This is a genomic window from Pseudoalteromonas sp. PSi26 (genome assembly GCF_054960575.1).
Genome location: NZ_JBHNYT010000005.1, coordinates 208,594 through 224,881 on the forward strand (window position 1 = coordinate 208,594; position 16,288 = coordinate 224,881).

The following is a 16,288-nucleotide window of genomic DNA, read 5'->3' on the forward strand; positions in this document are numbered from 1 at the left end:
TATTAAAATTCAATTAAAAATAATTTATCTGGATAATTGTGCTGTAGAGTAAAACTCTAAAGTTCTCATTTTTAGTCAACCAATCGATAACCCACGGCCGGTTCAGTTAAAATATATTTTGGACTCGCAGGGTTAGCCTCTAGTTTTTGTCTGAGCTGTGCCACATGGACTCGCACATATTCAGGACGGTCTATATACTGCGCCCCCCAAATATGGCTTAAGATTGCATTATGGGTGAGTACTTTATTTTTATTCTGAAACAGCAATAAGAGTATTGCGTACTCTTTTTTAGTGAGTTTTACCTCACCTCCAGAAGCAGTAACACTGTGCTTTTGCGGATCTATTTTTATATTCCCGCAGGTAAATGCCACACTCGGTTGGCTTTGGGTGCGTAATAAAACCCGAATTCGGGCTAGCAACTCATTCGCGCTAAACGGTTTAGTAATATAGTCATTTGCCCCATTATCAAGCGCTGTGACTTTTTCAACTTCGCCATCTCGAGCTGATAGTACTAAAACAGGTAAGGCACTCCATTGTCTAAACTCAATTAACCAGTCTTGGCCATCCATGTCTAACAGGCCTAAGTCTAACAATACAAGATCGTAACTTTGCTCACTTAAACGTGCAAAACCATCTAACCCTTTATCACAAATACTTAGTTCGTAACCACTGGCTTGCAACAAGGTTTTTAAAAAGCTTTGTAGAGGGGGAGAATCTTCTAATATCAAGATTTTAGTCATTACTTTTTTCCCAGATTAACTCTGCGTACGCCATATTTTTTTCTTTATCAATTGTTAATGTAAATGTGCCCTGGTGAAATTTAGCAACCACATCACAAATAATACTGCCTAACCCAACGCCTTCATCGCTACTGGTTTGCCCATTAATTACCAAGTTATTAGTTAGAAGTAACTGATAACCTACCTTTTGCTGATGAGTACGTCGCGTAAATTCAACGCTCACCTTTTTATCACCATAACGCCATGCATTTTCGAGCATATTAGCCAGCGCAATTTCTAACAAAGTCACATCCCCTTCGCATGTTGTCTGGGCGTCTATATTGGTATTTATGACAAAGTCAGTGAGTTGCTGCTGTCTTCTAGCTTTAGCTTCACTAAGTAGTGCTTGTAAGTTTATTGTTTGCCAACTTAGGTTTTCACCCATTTTATTAACTCGACTTAACTCCATTACTTTGTCAAAGTGCTCATTAAGTATTTTACTTTGTTCATAAATATTACTCGCTTGCTCTTTTATCACGCTGTCACTGAGGGTAATCTCATCATCTGCAAGCATGCTCGATGCGCCCATAATCGTTGCCAGCGGTGTACGTAAATCGTGAGACAAACTGCGTAAAAGTGCATTTTTAGCGCGCTCTAATTCCGCTTGCACCGAAATAGCAGCCGAATGTTGGCGTAATAATGTTTTTTCATGTACCTGATAAAGAAGCGAAATAGCGGTGTCAGCAAAGGATTTTTGCCCTTGCGTTAACCGTTTAGTAAAATTAAACCCGCCCCAGCTCGGGTTAACTTCACTAAGCAATATAAATTCACTATTGCCTTGCGATGCTACAGGTGTAAACGTACAACTTGCGTTTAAATGCTTACTAATGCGCTGCACAAAGTACTTTTTTTGTTCATCCAGCGTATCTAGGCTGTTTAAGTCTTTGGCCAGTTCGTACAAGGTCCGACTATTACTCGCATGTAATTGCACATCCCTAACTTTAGTACTGAGCTCGCCTGCCAATTGGCTGATCACAAAGCCAACAATCAGCATAACCATAAAGGTTACTAAATATTCTATGTTTTCAATATGAAAAGTAAAATTAGGGGCAACAAAAAACCAATCTGTACACGCCACACTCACTAAGGTGGTTAGTATGGCAAGACGACGATTACTGCGCACAGCAACCCAAGTCACCCACAATAACTGAAGCATCACGATATCGGTGGTAGTAAACCAATTACGTACAGGGTAAATGGCAATAACCACAATTAATGGCATTATAACTGCCAAAAACAATGCGTTATACCAACGTGGTTTAGCCTCTGCCTGATACATTAATTACTCCTCTAACATTTGAACACCTAGATTACTGCCTTTTTGATATTGCCTCTATAAAGTTTTTATAAAGTTTTTTATCTGATTCGTTAAATCTTTATAAAGCTTTTAACGCCTACCTACATTGTTACTTTAATAACTCATATTCTAACTTCAGCAGAAGGAGTAATACGTATGTCAGGTTGGATAAAAACAGTAAAGCGTACAGCCTTTGTATTAACTGTTTATTGACCAAATGGCTCTTTACCACTTCTCTCTTTTAACTTTAATTTAGGTATCAACATGGCACATTTTACAGTGATCGGGTTAGGTCGTTTTGGCATTGCAGCAAGCCTTGAATTAATTCATTTAGGGCATACAGTCACAGGGGTTGATAGTAACCCAAAACTAGCTGAAAAATATGTTGAGCATTTATCTGAAACCGTTGTTTGCGACTCCACCGATGAAGCCGCACTTAAAGAGCTTGATTTAGCGAGTAGTCAGGCTGTTTTAGTCGCGATTGGAGAAGACATGCAATCGAGCATTCTGTGCACACTTGCATTAAAAAACTTAGCTGTTGAGCAAATATGGGTAAAAGCGAGTACTAAAGCCCATCACACTATTATCTCTAAATTAGGTGTAACACGCATTATTCATCCTGAAGAAGAAATGGGGGTGCGCGTTGCACAAGCGCTTAATTACCCGATAGTGAACGACTATATTTCATTAGGCAATGGCTTATACGTTGTTGAAGTAAGTATAAAAGCTCACCTACATAAAACAAAACTAGGGCATCTACTCAGAGAAATAAAAGGCACTGTAGACCCTCTATTGGTAAAGCGCGCCAAGCAAACGTTTGTCAAACTTGATGACGACTTTGAGTTACATACCCACGACACCTTACTGCTATCAGGTAGCCGAGTCGAATTAAACTATCTAGCTCCAAGGCTCTTATAATCATGGTTTTATGGCACCCTCTCAAAACGCCTATTGAGCGCAAAGTCAGTGGGCATAAAAAAATCAATGCGGCTCCGCCTCTTATTTTATGTTGCAGTTTTTTAATATTAATAACGCTAGGGGCATTGGCATTAAAACTGCCTTTTGCAACCTATGAGCCTATTTCATGGATACAAAGTGCGTTTACAGCAACCTCTGCGGTGACTGTAACTGGATTAGTTGTTGTCGATACTGGTTCAGTGTTTACTCCTTTTGGACAAGGCGTTATTGCACTATTAATTCAACTAGGTGGTCTGGGTTTAATGACCTTTGCGGTTGTAACCTTAATGGCACTGGGTAATAAAGTTGGCTTTATTCAAAAAACAGTCACCAAAGCTGCTTTTAATCAAACAGATACATCTACGTTGGTCAATACCGCTAAGTCTGTTTTGCTGTTTTCACTAATCGTAGAATCTGTAGGCATTATAATTTTAACGCTGTATTGGCTACCTGAAATGGGTTTACAAAAAAGCTTTTTTCATGCTCTTTTTTATACCATTAGCGCTTTTAATAACGCAGGGTTTGCATTAAGCCCCAATAGTTTAATGCACTATGTAGAAGACCCCATTGTAAATTTAACTATTACCTGTTTGTTTATTATTGGCGGCCTGGGCTTTACCGTATTAATGGATTTATATAAATCAAAGCGTTGGGCAAAGCTCAGTCCCTACAGTAAATTAATGCTGATCAGCACTGTTATTATTAACGTCATTGCATTATTGCTTATTTACGCGATTGAATACGATAATCCAAAAACACTGCAACCACTGTCTGAAGTAGGTAAATGGTTAGCTGCTTGGTTTCAAGCTGTCACTCCACGTACTGCGGGATTCAATACCATTGCTATTGAAGAATTAAAAAATGCCAGCACCGCTTTAACTATGATGCTTATGTTTATTGGTGGCGGCTCTTTAAGTACCGCAAGTGGCATTAAAGTCGTTACGTTTATCGTTTTAATTTTAGCAACCTATAGCTACTTAAGACGTGACAAAGGCGTCACCGTGTTACGCCGAGAAATAGACAAAGATTCTGTATATAAAGCATTAGCCTTAACCGTTATTTCAGCGGGAGTCACATGGTTGGCTATTTTTACATTACTTGTCGTTGAAGATGCAGCTTTTTTAGATATTGCTTTTGAAGCGGTATCAGCACTGGGGACAGTAGGACTCTCACGCGGTTTAACGTCATCGTTATCACCGCTGGGGGAGTTTATCATTATGTTTTTAATGTTTATGGGTAGAATAGGCCCGCTCACTCTCGCCTACTTTTTAGCAAGTCCACGAAGTAAAAAACTAAGATACCCAAGCGCACAACTCTCTATTGGTTAAAAACACAAACGCGAGTTTATTAGTTAGTCCATATTTTTAAATACCCGCTATTTCGCGCTCTGTAATACACTCGTTCGAGGCCATTTCAAACTCGCGGCAAGTAAGTGGGCGGTTTTCGTAAATGGTACACATTAGTGTGTTGCGGTCGAGTGCTTGGCACCAACCGTCGTCTGCGCGTTTCATCACTTCGCTGCCCCATTTGTCGTAATCAATGTACTGAAAAGGCACTCCGGTGTCGGTTACTATGCGCACTTCTAATTGGCAGCAACATGCTTGGCAATTGGCGCAGGTTACGGGCTCAGGTGTAGAGGAAATGGTTTTACTTGGAATAACGGTATGTGGCATGGTGGCTTAAATAAAAGAAACACATAAGATAGGATACACGAGCACGCTAAACTCGCTAGTTAATTTTAATGGTGAACAAATACAGTAAAATAAAGCGTGCTGCTATTTAGCACGCTTTATTGTTGGCTTTTAATCTTAAATTAAAAGTTTAATACCACCTTCACATCATCAGACACAGCAGATGCCGAAACAAACCCAATCGTATTTGGGTTAGCTGCAACCATTTTGATCACCTCTGAGTCATTTTCTAGCTCTTTGGGTGGTGTTCCTTTTCCCGTAAAAATAAGCTTTGACCAATAGGCTCTTAACTGCGAAGCACTTTTATTAAGCAGTTTATTGTTAAACTGCTCCGTAGTAGGATTTTTTGAATCTTGTGAAATTGGAATTACCGTATTGCCATTACTAAACGACTTTTCTTTTCCGGTATAAATTCGACTAATGACGGACTCATCAAAACTACTGTCGTTTGAAGGATGTACAATAATAGCAAAATCAGCAAAGGCAACATTGCTAAACAAAAACAGTACACATAACATTAATTTTTTCATTTTTAATTCCCCTTAAAATACAACATCAACACCAAGCGTGATCGCTTTACTATCACCCGCTACCGCTAACTCGAATGAATCATCTTTTACCCTGTCGTACTGCATTTTGAGTGCCGCCGAAGGATGAAAATCCCAACGAACCCCCACCGCAAAGGTATTATGGCTTTCAGTATCCCCCTCACCTTTTTGCTCAAAATCTGAAAACATCACATAAGGCGTAATTACATCAAACCGATACCCTGCACTGATCATATAAGTGTCTAGGTTTCCGTCTAAATCTAAACGGTTAAGTTCGCTTAGTACAAAAAAATCGCCAAAATCAAAATTGGCAGCTAAGCCATAAAATTTGCCATCACGGCTATCTTTTCCCTCCCATAAAACCGGCTCTCCAGAACGAAAGCGCTTATTAGTGTATTGCATATGCGTTACTCTCAGTTCAAGCCAATCATGGCTTAACGAAAGTACACCACCTAGCATATCTTCCCAAATTTCTCGGGTAGGCTCTTGAAAGAAAAAGTCTGATAGTAGCTTATTGTCGTCATCGTCTTCTTTACCAGCATACACATTAGCAGACACACCCCATTCTCCAATCGAGCCAGAATAGAGTAGGTTTATTCCCTCATAATTAAATACTTGCCATGTATAATTGTCGGCTGGTGCACGCATCCATACATATGCGTAACCTACGTCAAAAAAATCTGAGTAATAAAAAAGAGGCAAACGTTTTTTACCCGCTTGAACCGTCCAATTATCATTTATTTCGTACGAAATATATGCCCATTCAAAATTAGCATCAAAATCATTTACACCTCGGGCAACAATTTGACCTGTGACAGATAAGCCCTCGCCAAGGTCCCCCGACACTTGTATACCAATTAACGACTCTGGAGAGAATGATAAGTCTTCTGTGTAGCCACTCACATTAGGGTAGTCAGCCAAAAAGGTTGGCTCAACACCATATTGCGGCACACCACTTCCACTTAGCACTTTACCCGCGTTAATACTTGCAAAGCCTGAAATATTAATTTCAGCGTAACTAGTCCCTGAAATAAACATTCTTAACAGCATCAATTTTTGCAGTTTCATCGTTCACCTCATTTTATATGACCTTTATAGTCATGTTGAGTATAGTTAAACGCTGAAAAAACAAACAAAAATTTAACATTTTTTATAATTTGCAGGTTTGATCATTACTTTAATGGCTATCTGCCAAGCAGTGTGGCTTTTATATCGCTATATCGTTGTTGCTCACAGAGCGCAAATCCGCTGAGTTGGCGTACTTTATTACGAGCAAATAATGGCACGCTCATACCAGCTAAAAAACGGCACTGGGTTTCAACACCCACGTTATGAACTCCCTTAGTGGCCATATGCGCCAAAAACTCATCTACTTTTTGATAAATAACCTCATCTGCAATAGTTACAGGCGCTAGTGAGTACTCTAGTTTTACAGCATTACCACGGCATACACTGCAATGCCCGCATTGCGCTGGCGCGTTTTGGTCGTCAAAATAGCGCGCTAAGTTATAACTCAGGCAAGTTTGCAGCTCAAAAAAGCGAACCAATGCGGCTATTCGTTTAATCTCGGCTTGTTCTTTATCGCTAAAATAGCTGTGTAATTGTTTTGCAAGTTCAGGGTTACTTATAACTTCACTATCCACTTTATATACTTGGGTAATACGTTTGGTTTCAAGGGTTATAAGATTTTTTTCGGCTAGGTAATCAAGCGCTGCTACTACGCGTTTACGGTCAACCTGCGCGGCTTGTGTGAGGGTGTCAAAATTAAGCGTGCCCCATATTTTTTTAAAATCGGTGTGGCTAAATATTTGCGTTAAAAAGGCTTGGCGCTGTTCGTCAAACTGGCTAAGTAGCTCGTTTTTATCAACCAAAAACTTGTATTTAAAATCGGCATAATAGGCGTACTGCGGCGTAATTGCGCCTTGCATTTCGAGTTGAACCAGCAAAGTTTTAAGTGCTAATTGGCGAATATTACTTTCGCTTGAAAGGCTGTATTCTTGCATTTCCCATTGCTGTTGGCTTTGGCGAATATCGTTAATAACGTGCTCAATACCACTAAGCTCGGGGGTGTCGCCGTACACAAAATTCTCTACTGTGTTTAGGCCATCTAAATTAGCCAATGTATAACAATTTGAAGGGTTGCCATCACGCCCTGCGCGGCCAATTTCTTGGCTGTAGTTTTCAATCGATTTTGGTAAATCGTAATGAATAACAAAACGAATGTCTGATTTATCAACGCCCATACCAAAGGCTATAGTTGCTACAACTACGTTAATTTTACCCGCCATAAAATCATCTTGAATTTGCCACCTGAGTGTATCTTCAAGCCCTGCATGATACGCAACCGCCTGAAGTCCTTGCGCACTTAGCGTGTTAGCCACTTGCTCAGCACTTTGCTGCAGTGTTACATACACAATACCTGGACCATTTTGCGCACGCACTATGTTTGTAAGCTCAGTGTTTTTATCAGCCGTTTTTACACTTAGTACACTTAAATCGAGGTTAGCGCGGTAAAAGCCCGTTTGTACAATGCACTCAGGGGCAATATTAAAACGCTCGCTCATGTCGCGTTTTACTTTTTTAGTGGCGGTGGCAGTAAGTAATAGTACCAGTGGAATATTTAGCTCTTCGCGGTATCGCGGTAGTTTTAAGTAATCGGGTCTGAAGTTATGGCCCCATTCAGATATACAGTGCGCCTCATCTACCACCAGCATAGACAGCGCAACTTGGCTTATAAACTCTCTAAATCGCTCGTTTTTAAAGCGCTCTACCGACACCATTAACACTTTAATTTTACCATTTCGCACATCGTTCATTACAGTGCTGCTTTGCATTTGATCTTGGCTTGAATCTAGGCTTGCAGCATATATGCCTTTGCTATTTAAAAAGCTAATTTGATCTTTCATTAAGGCAAGTAATGGCGACACCACTAACGTTAAGTTTGGTAAATGCATAGCCGTTAGCTGATAACACAACGACTTACCCGATCCTGTAGGGAATATAGCAAGGGACGATTGCCCATTTAAAAGCTGCTCTATAGTTTGCTGCTGCCCTGCTCTAAACTGATTAAAACCAAAATGTTGCTCAAGTGATTGTAAAAGCGGCGTATTCATAAAATGTCCTTTTTGGCGTTGATAACACAGGGCTATAACAGAAAAATGCAGCCTAGATGAAGTATTTGCAAGTTAGTATACCGTAAATTAGGGGATTTACTGCTGACATATCCATTATTTAGGCGCACACTATAGCCCCATAAAAGTGAGCGTTGCCAAAATAATTTTTTGATACCCAAGTCATTTTAAAAATAATAAAACAGATTGCTTGGGTATATTATTTTTAAGGGCATAGTCATGAACATAACCACTCCTAAGATCGTCGTTATTGGCGGCGGCGCTGGCGGATTAGAGCTTGCAACTCAATTAGGGCATAAACTAGGAAAGAAAAAACACGCAGAAATTCTGCTAATAGACAAAAACCGCACCCACATATGGAAACCGTTACTGCACGAAGTAGCCACAGGCTCTATTGACCCCGATTTAGATGGCGTAGTTTACTCTGCTCATGCCGCAAAACATCATTATAACTTCCAACTTGGTACCTTTTGTAACATCGACCAAAGCAATAAAACAATTACTCTCGCACCACTTTTTGACGAACTTGGCCACACTATTTTGCCCAAACGTACTGTACGCTACGACCACCTTGTTATTGCTATTGGCAGTGTAAGTAACGACTTTAATACCCCAGGCATAAAAGAGCATTGCTACTTTTTAGATTCAAACCAGCAAGCTGAGCGTTTTCAGCATTCTTTGCTCGATAGCTTTACCCGCCTTCATCAAGACGACAACCAACAACAATCTCTTGATATTGCCATTGTTGGCGGCGGCGCAACAGGCGTTGAACTCTCAGCTGAGCTTTACCATGTGTCTGAGCTATTAAAGCTATATGGGCTTACAAATATGTCGTCTAAGCGTTTGCACATTCATTTAATTGAAGCCGGCCCACGTATTTTACCTGCATTACCAGAGCGTATTGCCGTAAGCGCCAAACGCGAGCTGTTAAAATTGGGCGTAAACGTGCTAGAACAAACCCAAGTAAAAGAAGCCACAGAGCACGGGTTTATTACAAAAGACGAAGAACATATTAATGCTGATATTATGGTATGGGCGGCAGGCGTAAAAGCGCCAGACTTTATTAAAGACTTGGGTGTTTTTGAGCTTACCCGCAGCAACCAGATTCAAGTAAATGAGTTTTTACAAAGCACCGTAGATGAAAGCATTTTTGTTATTGGTGATTGCAGCGCCTTTACCCAAGAAGACGGAAAGCTCGTTCCACCGCGTGCGCAATCGGCCCATCAAATGGCGCTATGTGTAGAAAAAAATATTATTGCCACGTTAAAACAACAACCATTGTGCGGCTTTAAATATAGCGACCATGGCTCTCTCGTTAACTTATCGCGCTATAGCACAGTCGGTAATTTAATGGGTAACTTAACCAGTAACACCTTTTTTATTGAAGGTAAAATAGCCCGCTTTATGTATATATCGCTGTATCGCATGCACCAACGGGCCATACACGGTAGCGCAAAAACCTTTGCATTATGGATAAGCGAAAAAGTACTACGTGTAGTACGCCCTAAAATGAAATTGCACTAATAAATAACCCATGGCGGTAATAAGCAGATTTAATAAATTTTTATTACCGCTGTCTTTGATTTTTCACAATTCCCATGTAAATTTATACAAACCACTCAGGGAATAAGGCAATGACGAGTAAAACGCTAATTTTTAATTTTGATGGTACTGGTGGCGAGCCTCGCGATGCAGAGCAATTTAGCTCAGACCATTTTAAAGAAGACAGTAGTATTTCTAATATTGTTAAGCTGCACTTGTTATTAGGCGGCAAACTTGATGGTTCCCCCACTACACCTTTCTCGCAACAATTGAGCTTTTATTATCAAGGTATTGGCACTAAAGGTAGCCGGTTAAAACGCATTTTAAATCAAACTTTAGCGCCACGTGGTGACGATGTTGCCAGTATTTTAAATCAAGCCATGCGTGATTTTAAAACGCATTACCAACTAGGCGATACCCTTTTACTTACCGGTTTTAGCCGAGGTGGCGCTCTCGCTAGGCGTTTTGCAAAAATTCTGGAACCTTTGATTAGTAATAATGTGTACGTATGTGTATTTGATACCGTGGCCTCAATTGGCTTATCAAAAGTGAGTAAAGCGACACGCGGCGCAGAGCACGTTATTTTTGAAAACCACACCATTGCTAATAATATTTCACAAGCACTGCACTGCGTGGCACTTGATGAAAAACGCCGTGCGTTTGAGCCTACGCTGATGAACCATCAAAATAACATTACTGAACTGTGGTTTGCAGGCGCGCATTCAGACATTGGCGGTGGATACTACCGTGATGGTTTAGCTGATATTTGCTTACGTTATGCACTTGAGTGGATTATTGAGCAGCCGTTAGCTATTTCATTGTTAACAAGTCACGATATTAACTACAAAACTCTTCTTCCAGATAGTAATTTAATTGCACAAGACGATCTCACCGTTATCCCCGACTCACTTGCACTGAGCCACCAGCAAAATTACTTTTGGTTAAACTCGTTCTTTAAGCTGGTAGATAGAGAGTGCTTTGTGCTGGTGGATAACGAAGCGAGTAATATTAGGCCATTAGTTCACCACAGTGTGGCTACACGTATTAATAAGCTCACTAGCTACCGTCCAGAGTCACTTAAAAAACAGTCATACAACGTTAGCTACAGTGACAACAGCACCTTAAGTTTTACCGGCTTAAGTGCGCACATTACGCTTGCCAACCAAAATATGAGCGTATTAAGTATTGGCCAAAGCCAAGATGTGGTGGTATTTGCCAGTGAGTTTTATAACAAAACGGGCTTAATGCTTGAGCAGGGTGCAACTTATCGCTTTACCCCCTACCCTGATCAACACTGGTTTGACGACGGCATACAGTGTACACCTAAGGGATGGCATCGAGATGACGTGCAATTAGGCGTTAAAGAAATTCCAATGGCGTTACTTGAACCATTCAGGCGACTTCCAGATGCTCAGTGGTTCTCATTAGTTGGCGCAATTAATAATAACGAAGATTTTTTATTTAAAATAGCCAATGGCGCTACGGTGACTATTACTAAATCAGGTGAATTTAGTCCCTTCGCCAATGACTTAAGCCGCTTTTATGGCGCCAATGCAGGAAAAATAAAAGTAAAAGTAAGCCGCATAAGTTAAATGGGCTGAAGACGCGCAGCTTGATGGCGTTTAAAAGCAACGCTTTAACTGGGAACCACCGAGAAGCGAAGAAGAATACCTAGAGAAGTGACTAAACGATACGGGTGTTTTCAATGTGTAGCGCGAAGCACCTCGGTTTACTCGGTGGTCATATACAGATAACTTATACTAATTTGCTTTGGCTGCTCGTTTACTCCTCTCTCTTCTCTTTGTGCATTTTTTAATAAAGATCAATAAACTACAAAAAGGTTGAGACGTGCTTTGTTCGGGCTAGAGCTCATACAGCAAATGCGCTTCTTATTGCGTTAAATTTACATATCGTGGGCGCCTCAAAGCACCATATTATAGATAAAGACAACACACTTACCCGCATGCTGCGGCAAAAGTAGGCAGTTAAAAGTCTTATTTGATCGGTGCTATTTAAGCCGCGATTAAATAAGACTCTCGTCCTACGTGTTTGCTGCTGCGTTTAAACGAGCCTTTCCCTTTTTTAGCTTTTACCACTTGAGGTTTAAACACTTTAGAGGTTACTAAAGCCGCCAGCGCATTATGATGAATAACCCCTCGGCCGGTGTCTACCGCACTATTATTTGCGGCTTTGCTTTTCGATTTTTTAGCCATTTTATTTCCTAACTATTTATAACAATAAGAACCTTAAGAAGTGGCGATTGTATGCCTAATTTTCAAGCTTGCAAGTGTTTTAGCGCTCTTTTTCATAATAAATAAACATAAAAAAAGCGCAGTAAATAACTGCGCTTAGTAGTAACCTGAACACTGGATAATAAATCTATCTCTAGCAGCTATTTCCAGCGCTAACAGCGTTGAATTTACTTGCAATAGGCTAGCTATTGACGCGTAAATTCGCCTTGTTTCCACTGAAAACCTCTGGCTAGAGAAATAAGCTTAAATATCATCATGATAAAATTTGTTGGTATATCTCTTAACCAGAGTTCAGGTTAAATAGTTTTTAGCTCAAGTAATTAAAATTCAAAGCTTACTTTTGCGTAGTAAGTACGCCCGTCAAAACCATAAGGCAATGCACGTACAGGATATTTAAACGCACCATTGGTGATAAAGTTTAGCACTTCGTCGTCACCCAACTCATTAGGTGTTTCATCAAATACGTTGTCGGCACCAACCGAAAGCGTAAACATCTCATTAATGTCATAACTTACGTTTACATCAACCAACACTGCTGATTCAACTGTACTTGTTGGTTTAAACGACCCCGTTGGCGAAAGTTGACCGGGTAATGAAATATGGTCGTTACCAAAATATTTTACATCGGTTTCGCCAAAGTAGTTAAAACGAAGCGTTGAAGTATATGCGTCGCGCGCATAATCAAATGTCAGTGTTGCACGTTCACTTGGCTGCCCATCAGTAAAAAAGCTACGTTGTAAGTCATCAAAGGCAACCGCTTCTGGAATACCTTCTTCAGCATTAACGTCATCAATTTTAGTGTCGCTCAGATTACCAGCGAACGTAACACCCAAATTAGCACCGTCAATTTCAGTACGGTATGAAGCAATAATATCAACACCTTGCGTAGTAGAATCAACGGAGTTCGAGAAGTAATTAGCCTGTACCGCACCTGTAGCTTGAAGCGCAGCAAGCGCGTCTGGACTAAACGAGACGTCGTCAGCCGATAACAAACTTCCTAACGTTATGCGGTCTTTAATTTCCACACGGTAAAAGTCAACTGTAAGTGAAAGCTCGCTGCTTACATCGTAAACAAACCCCGCGCTGTAGTTAGTTGAAGTTTCAAGCTCTAAAGTGTCAACCCCTAACGCACTCGGAAATGCCGTACCTGTGTTAGCAGTAAACGACTGAGTTAACGAGCCATCCGACCCTAGGTTGGTTGTAAACGCAGTATAACCGCTTTGCTGAAGCGAAGGCGCTCTGAAGCCAGTTGATACCGCACCACGAACAGCAAAGTCATCATTAAACTCGTAACGTGTCGCTAGTTTACCTATTAAATCGTCACCCGCATCTGAAAAGTCTTCAAAGCGAAGTGCACCACTAACGTTCCATGCATCTGTGATCATCGTTTCTACATCAACAAATACGGCATAACTATTACGATCGCTCTCGTTTGCCGCTTCTGGGCGTAGGCCGTTGTAAGCCTGAAATCCACACTGCGCAAATTGGTTTTCATCATTAACTGAAGGGTATGAAGTGTCAGTATTAGCTAAACCACAGGCATACGACGCTTGGCTGCCTGGTACTATTTCGTAATTTTCTTTACGGTATTCTGCGCCAATAGTTACGTATAATGGTTCACTGCGACCAATATCTACAATGCCGTTAAAATCGGCATTAAATGTAGTTTGATCAAATCTAAATCCACCTGAATAGCCACCTGTTGGGCCTGCATTAGCTGCAATATCAGCATCGCTTGCTTCAGGGTTATTAAATAAATACTCGGCAGCGTATGACGCATTTAAGGTATTACGCGAGGTAAAGTCGTATTGGTTTTCACCATATACAGCCGACACATCGTAAGTCCAATCAGGGTTTATGTCGCCTTTAAACCCTATTGCAAATGAAAGATCTTGAGCTTCATTGTATATACGCGGTAAAAAGCCATCACTGTATACTTGAGTCACGTTTTTAGACGCTTCGTTAAAGTTACGATAAAAACCATTACCCAACGCGCTACGTTCTGAGTAACCACCAAACGAGTAAAGCTCGCTATCGCCAACAGGCAGTGCCATATTATAAAACAGTGATGTAAATTCGCTATCAGCGTTACCCTGTCCCCAGCGAACATCCTCTGAAAGCGTTCCAGGTGCTACATTTAATGAACCACCCGTATCGCGCTCTGCACGGTTAGTCCCGTCGGCATCTCGATACTCCAGTGATAAATTAATAAAACCGCCTTCATTACCTAACTCAAAACCACGGTTTAAGCCTGCAGTAACCGTATCGCCATCGCCTTCGCTTGTGCCGCCATACTGAACAAAGCCCGTTGTTACACCTGTTGAATTATTAAGTGATAAATTGATTACACCCGCTATTGCATCAGAGCCATATTTTGCCGCTGCGCCATCGCGCAGTACTTCAACACCTTTAAGCGCAGTTAACGGAATTGCGTTCATATCGGTACCCGCAGCACCTGCACCAACCGTCCCATTCAGGCCAAAAATAGATTGATTATGACGGCGCTTGCCGTTAACCAATACAAGTGTTTGATCGGGTTGTAAACCACGTAAGGTCGCGGGTCTAAATAAGTCAGAACCATCAGAGACCTGCGTACGCGAAAAGTTAAATGAAGGGGCTGTTGCTTGTAAGCTTTGGCCAAGCTCAGTATAACCGCCTTTATTTAAATCATCCGAGTCTATTAAATCTATTGGCGAAGATGACTCGGTTGATGTGCGATTTGAGACTCGTGAACCTAAAACAGATATTTGCTCAATATTTTTGACAGCTTGAACGGGAGCTTCTTGTGCATTTACAACGCCTGGTGCGCATACTGCAAACGCAACTGACGCTGCAAGTGTATTTAAACGATATGTTGACATAGTGACGACCCTGTTTATGTGTGTTCTTATAATTTATATAGCGATTGTGTATCGCCAATGAGGAACATCCTAGCAACATATACAAGCAAAAAGAAATGAAAAAATTTAAATTTATGACCTAAATATGCAAATTAAATTCAACTAAAGAAAAAACAACCTCAAAACGATTAAAATTAAAGCTAATAAAGAATTGAAATTATAAAGCAAATAATTAACACCTTATTTACAAAGGGTATTTATATACAAAGTTATACTTTTAAGGGAAATAAGCATGAAATGGATGTACCTGTATCTAAAATACTATTAACGCGCACCTTTCCTGCATGTTCTTGCATAATTGATTGCACAAGCGTGAGCCCCATACCTGTATTTTTACCCACCTCTTTAGTTGTGAAAAAAGGGTCAAACATCTGCTCTTGAACCTGGTTTGACATACCACAGCCATTATCTTTTATCTCAACACAAATATAATTATCTTTTTCAAAAATGCTCACATCAACAATGCACCCTTTAGTGTCGTTATGCTCGCATGCATCTCTGGCATTAAGGAGTAGATTAACAAATAGCTGATTAATTGATGCTAAATTGCAATATATCGGGGAGGTATTTTCAAAGTGAGTATTAACTGCACATAATTTAAGCTGGCTTTCGAGTAAACGCAGTATATTGTTAGCAACATCAGCCATGTTAACAAGTTGCATTGCGTGGTGCTCATTAGAGTCCATAAAGTTTAGCAAGTTTTGAACACAATAATTAACCTGCTTTAGGGTGCTGGCACTTTCTTTTATTCTTGGTGATAAATCATTGCTGATCCAAGCAAATGGGTGTTGTAAATTAAGCAAATCAAGCTCGTGTTTAAACTGGCTTTCTTTTAGCTCACCGTTTAAGTATTGCTCACTTATATTTAATACTGAGGTGATAATTGGGCTCGAATAATTAAAGCTATCAACAGTACCAATAGCTTTCAGTAAAGGCGTGTTTATTTCTGAAGCTGCGTCAACGCTCAAAGTACCTAAAGTCGCCATTTTAGTACTCTGCACTAACATTTTTTTATAACGAGTTAGTTCGGCTTCTTTTTCGCTGATTTGCTTTTCGAGCTGTTTACGTTTTACCTGCTCGTCTAAAAGTGCACTCTCTAAATTACTTTCTACTTCATTCATGCCAGAATCCCTATAGCTATTGCTTTAATATTTAGTTCGCAAATTATAAACACGCAACCTAAGTAGCTTT

Annotated in this window: 13 protein-coding genes; 4 read left to right on the forward strand and 9 right to left on the reverse strand. The window is 40.4% G+C overall.

Annotated elements, in window-relative coordinates; translation table 11 throughout:
* Positions 1-71 precede the first annotated feature (71 nt).
* Together ACFI34_RS07510 and ACFI34_RS07515 are read right to left on the reverse strand one after the other, a co-directional pair.
* Positions 72-740: a response regulator gene (locus tag ACFI34_RS07510; RefSeq protein WP_462673011.1), complete on the reverse strand. Its 669-nt coding sequence runs from the start codon at positions 738-740 to the stop codon at positions 72-74.
* On the reverse strand, positions 733-2,058 hold the full coding sequence (locus tag ACFI34_RS07515) for a DUF4118 domain-containing protein (RefSeq protein WP_462673012.1): 1,326 nt from the start codon (positions 2,056-2,058) through the stop codon (positions 733-735). Before ACFI34_RS07515 ends, ACFI34_RS07510 begins: the two co-directional genes overlap by 8 nt.
* Positions 2,059-2,340: 282 nt before the next feature.
* Here ACFI34_RS07515 and ACFI34_RS07520 point away from each other — a divergent pair, with 282 nt between their 5' ends.
* Positions 2,341-2,994 carry a potassium channel family protein gene (locus ACFI34_RS07520; RefSeq protein ID WP_016899132.1) on the forward strand — a complete coding sequence of 218 codons (654 nt, stop codon included), beginning with the start codon at positions 2,341-2,343 and terminating at the stop codon, positions 2,992-2,994.
* Positions 2,995-2,996: 2 nt separating this feature from the next.
* Positions 2,997-4,361 (forward strand): TrkH family potassium uptake protein, encoded by a 1,365-nt coding sequence (locus ACFI34_RS07525; protein ID WP_462673013.1) that lies wholly within the window; start codon positions 2,997-2,999, stop codon positions 4,359-4,361.
* 36 nt (positions 4,362-4,397) lie between these two features.
* Here the strand turns inward: ACFI34_RS07525 and ACFI34_RS07530 are convergent, their stop codons facing one another.
* From ACFI34_RS07530 to ACFI34_RS07545, 4 genes are all read right to left on the reverse strand, one after another.
* A complete protein-coding gene (locus ACFI34_RS07530; protein ID WP_462673014.1) occupies positions 4,398-4,706 on the reverse strand; it encodes a YkgJ family cysteine cluster protein in 309 nt (102 codons plus the stop codon).
* A 140-nt stretch (positions 4,707-4,846) separates the two neighbouring features.
* Positions 4,847-5,254 carry a phosphate ABC transporter substrate-binding protein gene (locus tag ACFI34_RS07535; protein WP_462673015.1) on the reverse strand — a complete coding sequence of 136 codons (408 nt, stop codon included), beginning with the start codon at positions 5,252-5,254 and terminating at the stop codon, positions 4,847-4,849.
* A gap of 12 nt (positions 5,255-5,266) precedes the next feature.
* On the reverse strand, positions 5,267-6,340 hold the full coding sequence (locus ACFI34_RS07540) for a porin (protein ID WP_462673016.1): 1,074 nt from the start codon (positions 6,338-6,340) through the stop codon (positions 5,267-5,269).
* 116 nt (positions 6,341-6,456) lie between these two features.
* Positions 6,457-8,385 carry a RecQ family ATP-dependent DNA helicase gene (locus ACFI34_RS07545; RefSeq protein WP_462673017.1) on the reverse strand — a complete coding sequence of 643 codons (1,929 nt, stop codon included), beginning with the start codon at positions 8,383-8,385 and terminating at the stop codon, positions 6,457-6,459.
* Between the two features lie 237 nt (positions 8,386-8,622).
* On the opposite strand from ACFI34_RS07545, the gene ACFI34_RS07550 reads away from it, so the two are divergent.
* A complete protein-coding gene (locus ACFI34_RS07550) occupies positions 8,623-9,927 on the forward strand; it encodes an NAD(P)/FAD-dependent oxidoreductase (RefSeq protein ID WP_462673018.1) in 1,305 nt (434 codons plus the stop codon).
* Positions 9,928-10,037: 110 nt separating this feature from the next.
* Positions 10,038-11,537 (forward strand): phospholipase effector Tle1 domain-containing protein, encoded by a 1,500-nt coding sequence (locus ACFI34_RS07555; RefSeq protein ID WP_462673019.1) that lies wholly within the window; start codon positions 10,038-10,040, stop codon positions 11,535-11,537.
* Between the two features lie 420 nt (positions 11,538-11,957).
* On the opposite strand, the gene arfA is transcribed toward ACFI34_RS07555, so the two are convergent.
* The 3 genes from arfA to ACFI34_RS07570 form a co-directional block, all read right to left on the reverse strand.
* Positions 11,958-12,158: an alternative ribosome rescue factor ArfA gene (arfA, locus tag ACFI34_RS07560; protein WP_462673020.1), complete on the reverse strand. Its 201-nt coding sequence runs from the start codon at positions 12,156-12,158 to the stop codon at positions 11,958-11,960.
* 359 nt (positions 12,159-12,517) lie between these two features.
* A complete protein-coding gene (locus tag ACFI34_RS07565) occupies positions 12,518-15,058 on the reverse strand; it encodes a TonB-dependent receptor plug domain-containing protein (protein WP_462673021.1) in 2,541 nt (846 codons plus the stop codon).
* A gap of 248 nt (positions 15,059-15,306) precedes the next feature.
* On the reverse strand, positions 15,307-16,218 hold the full coding sequence (locus tag ACFI34_RS07570) for a sensor histidine kinase (protein WP_462673022.1): 912 nt from the start codon (positions 16,216-16,218) through the stop codon (positions 15,307-15,309).
* Positions 16,219-16,288 lie beyond the last annotated feature (70 nt).

Excerpts from the sequence above, each read along its gene's own strand:
- ACFI34_RS07545 (WP_462673017.1), bottom strand. The coding sequence starts at position 8,385 with ATGAATACGCCGCTTTTACAATCACTTGAGCAACATTTTGGTTTTAAT.
- ACFI34_RS07510 (WP_462673011.1), bottom strand. The coding sequence starts at position 740 with ATGACTAAAATCTTGATATTAGAAGATTCTCCCCCTCTACAAAGCTTT.
- ACFI34_RS07555 (WP_462673019.1), top strand. The coding sequence starts at position 10,038 with ATGACGAGTAAAACGCTAATTTTTAATTTTGATGGTACTGGTGGCGAG.
- ACFI34_RS07530 (WP_462673014.1), bottom strand. The coding sequence starts at position 4,706 with ATGCCACATACCGTTATTCCAAGTAAAACCATTTCCTCTACACCTGAG.
- ACFI34_RS07520 (WP_016899132.1), top strand. The coding sequence starts at position 2,341 with ATGGCACATTTTACAGTGATCGGGTTAGGTCGTTTTGGCATTGCAGCA.
- ACFI34_RS07570 (WP_462673022.1), bottom strand. The coding sequence starts at position 16,218 with ATGAATGAAGTAGAAAGTAATTTAGAGAGTGCACTTTTAGACGAGCAG.
- ACFI34_RS07525 (WP_462673013.1), top strand. The coding sequence starts at position 2,997 with ATGGTTTTATGGCACCCTCTCAAAACGCCTATTGAGCGCAAAGTCAGT.
- ACFI34_RS07550 (WP_462673018.1), top strand. The coding sequence starts at position 8,623 with ATGAACATAACCACTCCTAAGATCGTCGTTATTGGCGGCGGCGCTGGC.
- ACFI34_RS07540 (WP_462673016.1), bottom strand. The coding sequence starts at position 6,340 with ATGAAACTGCAAAAATTGATGCTGTTAAGAATGTTTATTTCAGGGACT.
- ACFI34_RS07535 (WP_462673015.1), bottom strand. The coding sequence starts at position 5,254 with ATGAAAAAATTAATGTTATGTGTACTGTTTTTGTTTAGCAATGTTGCC.
- arfA (WP_462673020.1), bottom strand. The coding sequence starts at position 12,158 with ATGGCTAAAAAATCGAAAAGCAAAGCCGCAAATAATAGTGCGGTAGAC.
- ACFI34_RS07515 (WP_462673012.1), bottom strand. The coding sequence starts at position 2,058 with ATGTATCAGGCAGAGGCTAAACCACGTTGGTATAACGCATTGTTTTTG.
- ACFI34_RS07565 (WP_462673021.1), bottom strand. The coding sequence starts at position 15,058 with ATGTCAACATATCGTTTAAATACACTTGCAGCGTCAGTTGCGTTTGCA.